This window comes from Chitinophaga cymbidii, from assembly GCF_007992715.1.
In the GTDB taxonomy this organism is placed as follows: Bacteria; Bacteroidota; Bacteroidia; order Chitinophagales; family Chitinophagaceae; genus Chitinophaga; species Chitinophaga cymbidii.
This window is the reverse complement of the sequence record NZ_BKAU01000001.1, coordinates 1-13,240: the sequence shown is the minus strand read 5'-3', so window position 1 is coordinate 13,240 and position 13,240 is coordinate 1. Positions and strand designations below refer to the sequence as shown.

Sequence of the window (13,240 nt, the reverse complement as noted above, 5' to 3'; positions counted from 1 at the left end):
TCGCATCCGCCTGACAATTTCGTTCTGTCGCTGCAGCCGGTATCCGGCGCCGGCATCCGCCCGCCAATTTCATTCTTTCACCGCCACCGTTGAAATCCGCCCGGCGATTCGTAATTTGTCCCGGTAATTCATCACCTTGCTCCGTTACCTGCTCATATCGCTTTTACTATCCGCTCCCGCCCAGGCCCAGGTGCTTGGCGGAAAGAACGTATTCGCTTTCCTGGACCTGCCGCCCGCGCCGCAGATCACAGCATTGGGCGGAGTGAACGTGAGCCAGCAAACCAGCGACCTTTCTCTCGCCCTGCTGAATCCCGCACTGCTGCGGCCTTCCATGCACACGCATCTGCAGGTCAACTATGCCGGTTACTTCGCGGGCGTGAAATACAGCCACGTCGCCGCGGGGTACCATGCCGCTTCCATTCAAACAACATTCGCCACCAGCCTGCAATACGTTGGCTATGGCGATGTAACGCATACGGACGCGGCGGGCAACATCATGGGCACTTTTCGCCCCGCCGATTTCGCCTGGCAGATGACCGCTTCCCGGCGATACCTGGAAAAATGGCATTACGGCCTCAGCCTGAAATATATCCGTTCCCGTTACCAGGAATATCATTCTTCGGGTTTGGCGGCGGACGTGGGCATCGCTTTCCAGGATACGGCGCACGGCTGGCAGGCGGGGCTGGTGGCGAGGAATATGGGCACACAGTTCACTTCCTACAGCAACGGCGTACAGGAACCGCTGCCCTTCGACCTGCAGATCGGCATATCCAAACGGCTCACGCACATCCCCCTGCAACTATCCGCAACCGTGCATCATGCCTACCAGTTTGATATCCGGTATGCGGACCCGGACTATGAGGAAGGCACCGTGATCGAGAACGGCGATACGATCAGGGCCGGCGGCGGGACAATGGACAAGGTCTTCCGGCATTTTGTGCTGGCGGCGCAGTTCGAGATCGGAAAATATGTGGAATTGACCGCCGCTTACAACCACCTGCGGCGGAGAGAGCTGGCGCTGCCGGACCAGCAGGGCATGAGCGGCTTCTCTTTCGGCGCCGGCGTGATCGTGAACAAGCTGCAGTTAAGGTTTGCGCGCTCCTGGTTCCAGCGCGCCACCGCATTCAATCATCTCGGCATCAGCCTGCCGCTGAACCAGTGGATGGGACTGGGCAGGCTGGGAGACCGCATCGGATGGAAACAGGATTAAATCAACATATATGGAACCTATCATCGCTATCAGGGGCCTCCGGAAAAATTACGGGCAAAAGCAGGTGCTGAAAGGCATTGACCTGGATGTATATCCCGGCCAGATCATCGGGTACATCGGTCCCAATGGCGCCGGTAAATCCACCACGGTAAAAATACTCATCGGCCTGTTGAGTGATTTTGAAGGCGAAGTGAGCATGCTGGGGCAGGACCTCCGCAAGGATACGCTGACCGTCAAAAGCCTGGTGGGTTATGTGCCGGAGAACGCCGAGATATACGAAGTGCTGACGCCGGTGGAATACCTTTCTTTCGTGGGAAAACTCTACGGTATGGACGATGCACTGATCGAAGAGCGCGCTAACCGTATGCTGCAGGCTTTCGGCCTGCTCGAAAACAAAGACCAGCGGATGGACACCTTTTCCAAAGGCATGCGGCAGAAAGTGCTGATCACATCCGGCCTGCTGCATGATCCGCAGATCGTGGTGCTGGACGAGCCGTTGTCCGGCCTCGACGCCAATGCGGTGATCATCGTAAAGGAGATCCTGTCGTTATTAAAAAAAGAAGGTAAAACGATCTTTTATTGCTCGCATATGATGGACGTGGTGGAGAAAGTATCCGACCGCATTGTGCTCATCAACGAAGGCAGCATTGTGGCGGACGGCACGTTCGAGCAGCTGAAGCAGGCCGAAGCGGATACGCTGGAAAAGATCTTCGCCAACCTCACCGGCAGCCAGTCCCTCACCAACGTAGCCGATGCCTTCATTCATAAAAACCAGCCATGATGAACAGATTTTTCCTGGCGGTGGTAGCCCTGCTGAACCCACTCTGGCTGCGTTTGGGCGTGAACGTTCCCCAGCTCCGCGCTATCCTGCAGGCAAAGCTGATCATGGACGACCGCCGGCCCAATGCATACACGCAGATGCAGCAGAAGAAAAGAAAGGAAATGAAGAACGGGTCCGTGGTGATGCTGCTGGTTTCCTTGCTGATGGGGCTTTTCTATCTCTATTTTTTCGTTGTCAGCCCGGACCACCTGATGCAGCTGTTCATGTGGTTTACGGTGTATATGGTGATGATGACCATTACCCTGATATCGGATTTTACGAGCGTGCTCATCGATGTAAAAGATAATTACGTGATCCTGCCGCGGCCGGTGAACGACCGTACGGTAGTGGTATCGCGCCTGCTGCACATCATGATCCACATCTCCCGGATCGTGCTGCCGCTGGCTTTGCCGGCATTCGTATGGCTGACCGTGCGCGATGGTTTTATAGCCGCTGTGTGGTTCGGTATACTGGTGCTGCTGCTCAGCATTTTCGGCATATTCGTGGTGAACACCATCTATATTATTGCCCTGAAGCTCACAACACCGGAGCGTTTTAAGGAAGTGATCAACTATGTGCAGATCATTTTTTCCGTGATCGTGTTCGCCACTTATTACCTCGTGCCCAGGCTGCTGCGGGAGTCGCAGCTGGCGGACATCAACCTGCATGATTATCCCTGGCTGGAAATTGTGCCCACTTACTGGTTTGCGGGGGCCTGGCAGGCCGTGGCGGACGGATTGTATACCCCCTCTCATGTGGCTTACCTGGTACTGGTTTGGATAGTGCCGTTCGGGAGCCTCTGGCTGGTGATCCGGATATTCGCGCCCAGCTTCAACCGCAAACTGGCCATGATCGGCAGCAGCGGGGGAGAAGCGCCGGCGAGGACAAAGGCGGTGAGCACATCCATGTTTTATAAGCAGCTGGCGAAACGTTTTACCAGCGGAACGCAGGAGCAGCTTTCTTTTGAGCTGGTATGGCTGATGACGGGGCGGATGCGGGAGTTCAAGCTGAAGGTATATCCTTCACTGGCGTATGTGTTCGTGTTCTTCGCCTACTTCCTGCTCACCGGCCGGCATGGCTCTCCGGGAGAAGCCTGGAGCAAGCTGCCGGAAACCAATATGTTCATCTTTCTCATTTATACCAGCAGCTTCGTATTTCTCACCGCTATCAGCAACCTGGTGTATTCCGACAAACACAGGGCCGCCTGGATCTATTACGCGGCGCCGCTGGCATCGCCGGGGCAATTGCTGATGGGGGCGTTCAAGGCCACGCTGGTGAAGTTCTTCGTGCCTTTTTATGGCGTAGTGGCGGTGTTCACGCTTTTTACCTGGGGCATCAAAACCTTGCCGGACCTGGCATTGGGCTTTGTGAACGTAGTGCTGATCAACCTGGTGTTTGCGCTGGTATTCCTGCGGAAGCTGCCTTTTTCGGCGGAGCAGAACATCAAGCAGAGCGCGGGTACTTTCCTGCGGGGGTTGCTGACGCTGATCATTCCGGGGGGCATCGGGTTCGGGCATTTTCTGGTGGCGGGAGAGCTGTGGCTGGTGGGGCTTTTTGCGCTGTTATCGATCGCCGCTTTTTACCTGGTGTATATGAAATACCGGGAAACGTCCTGGGCGCGGCTGGAAGTATAGGCGGGATGCGGTTGCGCCGCACCCCGCCGTCTGTTTAATCGTGCAGTTCTCTTTTATACAGCTGGATGGTATTTTCCAGCCCGAAGTATAATGCGTCACATACAAGCGCATGGCCAATGGATACTTCTTTCAGCTGCGGGATGTGCAGCTTGAAGAAACGCAGGTTGTCCAGGTTCAGGTCATGTCCCGCATTCAGGTCCAGCCCGATGGCGGTTGCTTCCCTGGCAGTATTCTTGTAATCGTTGAAGAGCTGAAGGTTTTGCGGCTGGGTACGCGCCCGGGTATATTCTTCCGCATAAGGGCCTGTATAAAGCTCAATTCTGTCCGCTCCGGCAGATTTGGCGCCTTCCACCTTGCTGACATCCGCATTCAGAAAAATAGAAACCCGTATGCCCGCTTTTTTGAGTGTGCCGATCACATCGCGGAGGAAGGACTGGTATTGTTCCGTATCCCATCCTGTGTTGGAAGTGATCGCATTGGGCGGATCAGGCACGAGAGTGCACTGATGCGGTTTTACGTCCAGCACGAGGTCCATAAAATCCGGGGAAGGATATCCTTCTATGTTAAATTCGGTTGTAACAACGGGCTTCAGGTCCCTTACGTCCTGGTAACGGATATGGCGTTCATCCGGCCGCGGATGTACGGTGATGCCGTCCGCACCAAAACGTTCACAGTCTTTTGCCACCTGTATGATATCCGGCAGGTTGCCACCGCGGGCGTTGCGCAGGGTAGCGAACTTGTTGATGTTAACACTCAGCTTTGTCATGCCGCAAAATTAATCAAATTAGAGCAGAAGCTTTACCGCCAGCCCTATGAAAATGGAAATGGAGAAGCTCATCAGCGTACCGATGAGCACATATTCCGTTTCTCTGCGGTTATCGCTTTCTTTCAGGTCGTTGAAGCGGAGGATGGATTTTGCGGCGATGAGGAAGCCGATGCCTTCAAAATGATTGGTGATGATGAAAGTAAGCACCAGTGCGCGTTCAAATATGCCGATCCATCTTCCTGCCTCGCTGAGGGAGGTCTTGCTGTTGTTGAGGCGGGAATCCGCCACCTCGTCGCGCCAGCGGCGGGTGGCAAAGCCCAGCAGGAAAGCTACCGGCCATATCACGGCGGCATAGCCGAGCAGTATCACCCAGAAAGCATTGTTCTGCCAGATGCTTCCCATGAAAGGCAATATATCATGCCAGTAACCGGAGGCTTGTATCCACAGCACCAGGATCACCAGCACATGCAGCGCCTGGTCGATCACGAAGCTCGCGGCATTGTCTTTCCGGTACAGCTTCCACCAGTCGATCAGAAAATGCGTGACCGTAATAATAACGGGAATCAGCCATTGCTGCCACCATCCGGTGAACAGGTATATCAGTGCGCCGTGGATAAGGCAGTGCAGGTAAAGGTGAACGGACGATGCTTTGTGCCGCCGCTTGTGTTGTATGAACCGCGTGGTTTGAAGGGCAAAGTCGCCGATGAGATGGGCGCAAAGCCATTTGATGAGTAGTAACATCCGATATGGTTTTAAAACATGGAAGGGATGTGTTGCCCGAACCTGTTAATGATCAGGACGATCACATGCCATCCGGCCGCTTGCAGCCTTTGATGCACTGCGGGTTGTTTGATTTTCAGTTTTTCCGCCGCCTGGGCCTGTGTGAGGCCGTTCAGTTGTTCCAGCACGGCTTCCGCCTGTAACGCGCTCCAGCGCTCCAGCAGGTAGGAGAGTACCTGGCTGTGTATTTCCCATTCCTGGTTCATGGCAGGATGGGGGGTTACAATGGAGATGAGCCCGTTCTTTTTCTTCAGTTCATCCAGGTAAGGCCCCGAATGCTGGAAAGCCGTACCATCTGAGGTAACAATATTTTTTGCAGAGAAAGTGATGTCTCCGGTACCAATGGCCAGCCGTACCTTGAAATTCTCTTTCCGCAGCCTGGCCGCTACGATCAGGCAGCCCAGCAGCGCATTCCCCGGCCTTTCTATCAGCACCGCCTGAAAGCTGTCTCCCCGGAACTGCTCCGCTTTGAAAGTCGCATCTTTCGACTTGACCATATTAAAAGCCTGCTCGAGCGTTTGTTGTAAACGCTTGCGTTGTGAGGCTTTTAGCAAGGAAGACTGGATGATGTCTCCGGTGATAACGGCTGCTTGTTTTTTCATCTGCTGTTACAAATATAAGGCTTTAGGCTTATAATACCCCATTATAAGGCTATAACCTTATATTGCACCATTATAAGGCTACAGGCTTATATTACCTCATTATAAGGCTATAGCCTTATATTGTACCATTATAAGGCCACAGGCTTATAATGAGAAAAGCAGCCCGTGTGGACTGCTTTTCAGAGATTACGTTTATACCTGACTGTTAGTAAGTATTAGTAGCGGTAGTACTCCGGCTTGAACGGCCCTTCTACCGGGATGCCCAGGTAGCTTGACTGTGCGGAGGTCAGTACGTCCAGTTCCACACCGATCTTCTTCAGGTGCAAACGGGCTACTTTTTCATCCAGGTGCTTGGGCAGCACGTATACTTTGTTCTCGTACTTGTCGGCGTTCGTCCAGAGTTCCAGCTGAGCCAGCGTCTGGTTTGTGAAGGAGTTACTCATCACAAAAGAAGGATGGCCGGTAGCGCAACCCAGGTTCACCAGGCGGCCTTCCGCCAGCAGGATGATATCTTTTCCTTCGATGGTGTATTTGTCCACCTGCGGTTTGATCTCTACTTTGCTATGGCCGTAGTTGGTGTTCAGCCAGGCCACATCAATTTCAATATCAAAGTGACCGATGTTACAAACGATCGCTTTGTCTTTCATGGCACGGAAATGTTCGCCGGTGATGATATCGCGGCAACCGGTAGTGGTTACGATGATATCGGCTTCCTTCACCGCATCCGCCATTTTCTTCACTTCATAACCTTCCATCGCAGCCTGCAGTGCGCAGATCGGGTCGATCTCAGTCACGATCACACGTGCGCCCGCGCCCGCGAGTGATTCCGCGGAGCCTTTGCCCACATCGCCAAAACCGGCCACAACAGCCACCTTACCGGCTATCATCACGTCCGTAGCGCGACGGATCGCATCTACACAGGATTCACGGCAACCGTACTTGTTGTCGAACTTGGATTTGGTAACAGAATCATTGATATTGATCGCAGGCATCGGCAAAGTACCGTTCTTCATTCTTTCATAAAGACGGTGAACGCCGGTGGTGGTTTCTTCGCTCAGGCCCTTGATATGCTGGATCAGCTCGGGATAAGTGTCCAGCACCATATTGGTCAGGTCGCCGCCGTCGTCCAGGATCATGTTCAGCGGGCGGTCTTCACCACCGAAGAACAGCGTCTGCTCGATACACCAGTTAAATTCTTCTTCATTCAGCCCTTTCCAGGCGAATACCGGGATGCCCGCCGCTGCAATGGCAGCAGCAGCATGGTCTTGCGTAGAAAAGATATTGCAGGAGCTCCACCGTACTTCCGCACCCAGTGCAACCAGGGTTTCTATCAGCACGGCAGTTTGAATGGTCATGTGAAGGCAACCCGCGATACGCGCGCCTTTCAGCGGCTGGGATTTACCATATTCTTCACGCAAGGCCATCAGGCCCGGCATTTCGGCTTCCGCCAATTCTATCTCCTTACGGCCCCACTCAGCCAAAGACATGTCTTTTACTTTGTACTTGAGGCTAAAATCAATTTTTGATTTAGTAATTGTGGACATTCCTGATAATTTTTTGCAAATCTACCTTTATTTTAACTCTTGACATAATGCTTTCTCCCAAACATATCTTAATAATCCTGAACCCCTTTCCAGCCATATTTCGTATTATTTATATAGATAATTAAATATAATTATTATTTGATTTAATATTATAAATAATATACATTTGCTAATTGGAGACGTATATTCCCAGGAGTTTACATATTAGATTTTGAGATTATTAAAGGTCCAAGCAACTGCAACTGAAGCGTTTATAAATCAAAATAGAGAGGGAAAAGGCACATTGGCCCACGCATTCATACCACGGGGAACAGTTACCGGAATATAACGTCCACCAGCAATATTTAGTATGGAAGTTTGAAACTGAAAGATTATGTTAGTCCTATCCTATCCTAAGAAAAACATCCTGTTCCTGCTGGCTGTCACCATAGCAGCCTGCCTGCTTGCACCCGGAGCAGCCAAAGCCCAGGCCCAGTCAGCGATCATCAACCCGGATGGCGGCAATACGCCCACGGATGGCCTGCGCATCACGATCACGGATACCGCCATTCTCGTAAAAAGGAACGGACTGGAACAGTATAATCTCAGCGATACGATCCCCCCGCATGACCGTGGACTGAAAACATACGTGATCCTGCAACAGAAATCGGGGACCAACACGATCAAACAACCGACTTACCTCACCGCTTGTGACATATCCGGTGTACATGGCGAAGGTACCATCGCTGATCCCTGGAAGGTCACTACGCTGACTACGCTCAATAACGCCACCGGCGGCATTTATAATCTTACGACCGTTTATTCTTATGTAAACGGGAATGATTATTACCTGGTGGATTTTTATATCAGCGCACATGAAAGATTCCTGACAGCATCAGGCACAGGCGGACCGTATTATATGCATATTTATTTCTCCGAACGCAGCTGGCTGAATAATTCCGATATCGCCGGCGCTGTTGCGGATGATTGGGTTTCATGTGAGACGGATGATTATTTTGATGATGAGTGGGATTTTACGCTTGTCCCTTCCTGGAATCAGCCGCAACTGGTGGGCGCCGAATGTGGAAGCGGTGATTGTCCCGATGGCTTCACCGGCGGGCATTATTTCAAGACCAAAGGCGGTTTTACTTCCTATAAAGGGGGTGCGCCACAGGGACGGGATACCAAGGTGACTCCCGGATATGAGCTGGAATCGCAGATTACGTCTGTCATCCAAAGCATGGGCGTGGCCGTTCATAAAACCGTTGAAATAGAAGCTTCCAATGCCGGCAAAACCCGCAGCGCGACAAAAAGGTTCATCATCGGCTTTGACAGGGCGGAAATAGCGGCGCTTGATCTGCCGGAACCTCCACTGGTACTATCAGAAAACCACGGGCAAACAACTTCTACAGATTCATCCAAAGTGACCATCGAGCTCTCCGCCGCCACATCTTCCGGTATGGAAGGGGAGATCTCACATCCGCTGGAAGGTCTGACATTGACGGTTAGCGGCGGCATGTTCAATGCCCCGCAGATCGCATATCTCCGCGTGGTCACAACCGGCACCGGTACCGGTCACGCCGCCCCCGGAACGGATTACGAAGTATTATATACCCACGTTGTTATTCCCGCGGAAAGCTATTTTACGCCTGTTCAAATCCCTTTGAACAATATTCTGATCAATGGCGATGCCATCGAGAATCCCGATAAAACGCTTACTGTAGAGCTGCTGCCTACGTGTTCACCATACCTGAAGCTCGGCAGTATAACGTCATCCGGCTATACGATCATAGATGATGATGAACATAAAATATATGTAGAAGCGGCGCAGCCGACGCTGGATGAGGGACAGAGCATGAAAGTGAAGGTAAGGATGACGGGAGAGCTGCTGCCCACGCCTGTTACCGTAACGCTGTCAAAAGGCGGCACATCGGAAGCGGAAGATGAAGACCATAGCCCGCTGCCGACGACAGTAACGATCCCCGCCGGTGAGCTGGAAGTGGAATTTGATCTGGATGCTGCGCCGGACCGGATACTGGAACCTGAAGAAACACTGGAGATCAACGCCACAGCGACATTCGGCATAGAAACAAAAACAGCCGCCGATACCATCCGCATCATTGATACCACGCAGAACAATGCGGCGAACAAAGTCATTCATTTTATTACACAGAACGCTCCGGAAAATACGCCGGTGACTTTCACGGCCAGTCTGCCGGACGGCGTCAGTACAGAATTACCGCTGGAGATCACCATGCCGGCAAACCTCTCGTCTGGCTCCCTTGCATCTTCGAGCGACTTCAACACGATATTCCCGGCCACGGTGACCATCGGCGCATTTGAATCATCCGTGGACTTCACGGTTACCGCCGCGTCCGATAACCGCATCGAGCCGGATGAAATTGCCTATTTCGATGCCACCGCCACCGGTTTTACCGTGCAGCAGGGCAGCTTTTATGTGATCGACAATCAGGCCAACAAACAAATAACGATCAGCTTCGACCTCAGTGAAGTAAGCGAGGGGAATACGGTAACAGGCACCGTTCATCTGCCATATCTCACAACATATGCGCTGGAGCTGGACCTTTTGAAAGATCTTTCCTCTGTTGCGGATGATGATGATTTTGATTTTCAGAATACGAAGGTGACTTTCGCTGTGCTTGCTAACGAAGCATCATTTACACTGGATATCAATTCCGATCTGTTGCTCGAACCCGATGAGCTCCTGAAGATCGGCGGTACTTATAAGGATTTCACTGTCGTTCCCGGAACGGTCACCATTAAAGATGAAACAAAGAACCAGCCCGGATTGTGCGAGTTCACCATCGAACCCCAGGCTGTAAACGTGCTGGAAGGCAACAGCGTTAATGTAAAAGTGAAACTGGCGCCCGGCGTGCAAAGTACACAGGCGATCACCATTGACCTGGGCAACGGCGGCGGTGGTACAGCCGATGCCGCTGATTATACCATGCCGCCTTCCGTTACGATCGATCCGGGTAATAACGAAGCCACTTTTGTGCTAACGGCCGCACCGGATATGATCATCGAACCCGCGGAACAGTTACAGATCAGCGGCAATGCCACTATTTCCGGATACAGTACTACGCGATATGCGACGATCGACATCCTCGATGCCACCGGCAATGATCCCGATAACAAAAAGATCGCTGTCAATACACCGCTGTCGGTAACAGAAGGCAGCAGCCTGCCCGTGACCTTTAGCCTGCCCGCTGGCATTACCACCACAGATCCCATCACCATCGATATCGCCATTACCCAGGTGGGTGCAGGATATGCGGAGAACCTGGATTTCGTGGGGGGCGTACCGCCTTTCCTCGTGATCCCCGCCGGCGGCAACAATGTAACGTGGACCGCAGTGCCTGCAACGGATGGCGTGACGGAGGGTACGGAGCACCTGGTGCTGCAAGCCACCACTTCTACAGGGTTCACCGTGAATGACAATAATCCGGTGGATGTGGAAGTGCTGGATAATACGTCTGCCAGTCCCGCTACAACCATTGAGTTCTCCACTTCGCTGTCCACGCTGTCGGAAGATGGCTTTGATATTGCGGAGATCACTGTGTCACTGCAGTCTGGTACGGCGTCTTCTCCCATCACTATTACGCTGGATAAATTAGCCGGCACCACGGCAACGGATGATGATTTTGTTTTCTTTCCGGAAGATGTCATTATTGAAGCAGGCCAAAGCAGCTTCACATTTTATATGGCGGCAAATGCCGATCTTCTCCTGGAAAGGAGGGAAGTGCTCAACCTCAGCGGGATTGCCGCCGGTTATACTTTTGTGGGCACAACATTATATTTCGAGGACAATAACAGCAAGAATATCTCGCTGGTGCTGGATGATCCTTCCATGTCGCCGCTCGTAGAGGAAAGCTCAACGCTACGGCTTAGGGTGAAACTGGATGATGGTATTCTGGCATCAGAAAACATGACGGTTAATCTTAGCCGTGGCGCAGGTTCCGTTGCTTCATTACTGGCTACTGAATACGCTTTCCCGGCATCCGTTGTGATTCCCGCCGGTGCGAATTATGTTGCCTTTGACGTGGAAGCAAAACCTGATGGCGTGATAGAACCGGCAGACGAAAGGCTGGAACTGATTGCCACGGCTGACATATTCGGTGATACGAGAACGTCCGCTATGGATGTGGGTATCGTGGATGTAACCGGTACGATCCCTGCCAATAAAGTAGTGACCGTTAGCGGCCCCGCTACTGTTACGGAAGGCAGCGCCGTGAGCTACACTTTCAGCCTGCCGTCCGGCATTACCTCCGCAGAGGATATTATTATCAGCCTCACCGCCGGCACTGTAACGCCGGCAACCGTTGCCGCGGATTTCAATCCTGCCATTCCGTCAACTGTTACGATACCAGCCGGCGCAGATCATGCAACGCTGACCATTAAAGCTGCAAATGACAATATTATTGAGGCGACTGAAAAGCTGTTGCTCACCCCGTCATCTACCGGATTTACGTTTAGTGGAAATGTATCGCTGGATGTTATTGATAATAGCATAACCGGTGCTGCTATCGCGATCACTTCTTCCGACGCAAGCGTGACGGAGGGAGAAAGCGCGACGATCACTGCTGCATTGGAGGGTGGTCTTGTTGCAGGAATTGATATCACTGTCACTATTTCCGCAGGCTCCGCATCCACCGCGGACGCTGCCGATCATGCCGCACTCGTGAACATTACGATTCCCGCGGAATCGTCCACCGGAACGATGACCCTTACTACGTTGGAAGACGACTTCCTGGAAGCCGCGGAAACACTGGTCGTTGAAGGCACCGCTACAGGATTTACGGTAACCGGCACCACCGTAACGATCGATGACAAGAACGGCCAGAACGCTGCGAACAAGATATTTACGATAACACCTGAAGCCACATCTGTTACAGAAGGAGGTGGAACAAAAGTATGGATACGCTTGCCGTCGCCGCAGAAAACGCAGGAGGCGCTGACGATCAGTTTGCAAAGAGGGTCGGCTACAAGTGCAGGTTTGCTGGCAAGTGAATATAGTTTCGACCCGACAGTAACGATTCCCGCGGGTGGGAGCGAGGTGTCTTTTGATCTGGATATTATGACGGATAATGTGATCGAGCCTTTAGAAGAGTTGGAGATTGAAGCGAGCGCGATGGTGTATGGAACTTCGATTACCGCGTCAAATAAAGTAGATATTGTTGATGCAAATGATAGGACGATCACGATCTCTGGTCCGGCTATTGTCACCGAAGGTAGCTCCGCCACGCTGACCTTCAGCCTGCCTTCCGGCATCACCACCGCAGAAGCGATCACCATAAACCTCGCTCCGGGCACTGCTACACCCGCAACAGATGCCGCCGACTTCAGCCCGGCATTACTGACGAGTGTAACGATCCCCGCCGGCGGCGATCACGTGGACTATCACGTAAACCCGTCAACAGATAACATCCTCGAACCAACAGAAAAACTACACCTGATCCCTTCCGCCACCGGCTTCACGTTCGGATCAGATGTAACATTAGATATCCTAGACAACGACCACACCGGTGCCACGATTGCGCTAAGCACCTCGCAAACCACGATTGCAGAAGGCGGCACAGGCACGACGATCACGGCCACGCTCCTCGGCGGCCTGACAGCCGGCACAGACATCGTGATCAACCTAAGCCGCGGCAGCAGCTCCTCCTCACAGAGCAGTGACCACAGCACGTTAAACCAGATCACGATCGCAGCAACGCAGACCTCCGGTAGCACCACGCTTACCGCAGGCAATGATAACATCCTCGAAAGAAGCGAAACCTTAATACTGGAAGGCACCGCTACCGGCTTCACCGTCACCGGCACAACGGTAACGATCACTGACGCCACCGGTCCCAAGCAACTCACGCTAACACCGGAAGCCACC

The 13,240-nt window shown here is 52.6% G+C and carries 8 protein-coding genes; 4 read left to right on the top strand and 4 right to left on the bottom strand.

Features of this window, described 5'->3' with window-relative positions:
• Nucleotides 1-136: 136 nt before the first annotated feature.
• The 3 genes from porQ to CCY01nite_RS00030 are packed head-to-tail and all read left to right on the top strand — an operon-like array spanning nucleotide 137 to nucleotide 3,664.
• Complete coding sequence (gene porQ / locus CCY01nite_RS00040; RefSeq protein WP_186830830.1) at nucleotides 137-1,210, top strand: type IX secretion system protein PorQ; 1,074 nt, start codon at nucleotides 137-139, stop codon at nucleotides 1,208-1,210.
• 10 nt (nucleotides 1,211-1,220) lie between these two features.
• The gene (locus CCY01nite_RS00035; protein WP_146857258.1) at nucleotides 1,221-1,991 is read left to right on the top strand and encodes an ABC transporter ATP-binding protein; all 771 of its coding nucleotides are present in this window, start codon (nucleotides 1,221-1,223) and stop codon (nucleotides 1,989-1,991) included.
• A complete protein-coding gene (locus CCY01nite_RS00030) occupies nucleotides 1,988-3,664 on the top strand; it encodes a hypothetical protein (RefSeq protein ID WP_186830829.1) in 1,677 nt (558 codons plus the stop codon). The genes CCY01nite_RS00035 and CCY01nite_RS00030 overlap by 4 nt, the downstream gene beginning before the upstream one ends.
• 34 nt (nucleotides 3,665-3,698) lie before the next feature.
• On the opposite strand, the gene CCY01nite_RS00025 is transcribed toward CCY01nite_RS00030, so the two are convergent.
• From CCY01nite_RS00025 to ahcY, 4 genes are all read right to left on the bottom strand, one after another.
• Nucleotides 3,699-4,430, bottom strand: coding sequence for a pyridoxine 5'-phosphate synthase (locus CCY01nite_RS00025; protein WP_146857256.1), 732 nt, complete (start codon nucleotides 4,428-4,430; stop codon nucleotides 3,699-3,701).
• 18 nt (nucleotides 4,431-4,448) lie between these two features.
• Nucleotides 4,449-5,171, bottom strand: a complete 723-nt coding sequence (locus tag CCY01nite_RS00020) for a DUF3307 domain-containing protein (protein ID WP_146857255.1) — start codon at nucleotides 5,169-5,171, stop codon at nucleotides 4,449-4,451.
• 11 nt (nucleotides 5,172-5,182) lie between these two features.
• Nucleotides 5,183-5,812: a SatD family protein gene (locus tag CCY01nite_RS00015; RefSeq protein ID WP_146857254.1), complete on the bottom strand. Its 630-nt coding sequence runs from the start codon at nucleotides 5,810-5,812 to the stop codon at nucleotides 5,183-5,185.
• Between the two features lie 215 nt (nucleotides 5,813-6,027).
• The gene (gene ahcY, locus CCY01nite_RS00010) at nucleotides 6,028-7,356 is read right to left on the bottom strand and encodes an adenosylhomocysteinase (protein ID WP_146857253.1); all 1,329 of its coding nucleotides are present in this window, start codon (nucleotides 7,354-7,356) and stop codon (nucleotides 6,028-6,030) included.
• Between the two features lie 373 nt (nucleotides 7,357-7,729).
• Here ahcY and CCY01nite_RS00005 point away from each other — a divergent pair.
• Nucleotides 7,730-13,240, top strand: a 5,511-nt coding sequence (locus tag CCY01nite_RS00005; RefSeq protein ID WP_146857252.1) for a Calx-beta domain-containing protein, incomplete at its 3' end; no start/stop codon positions are given.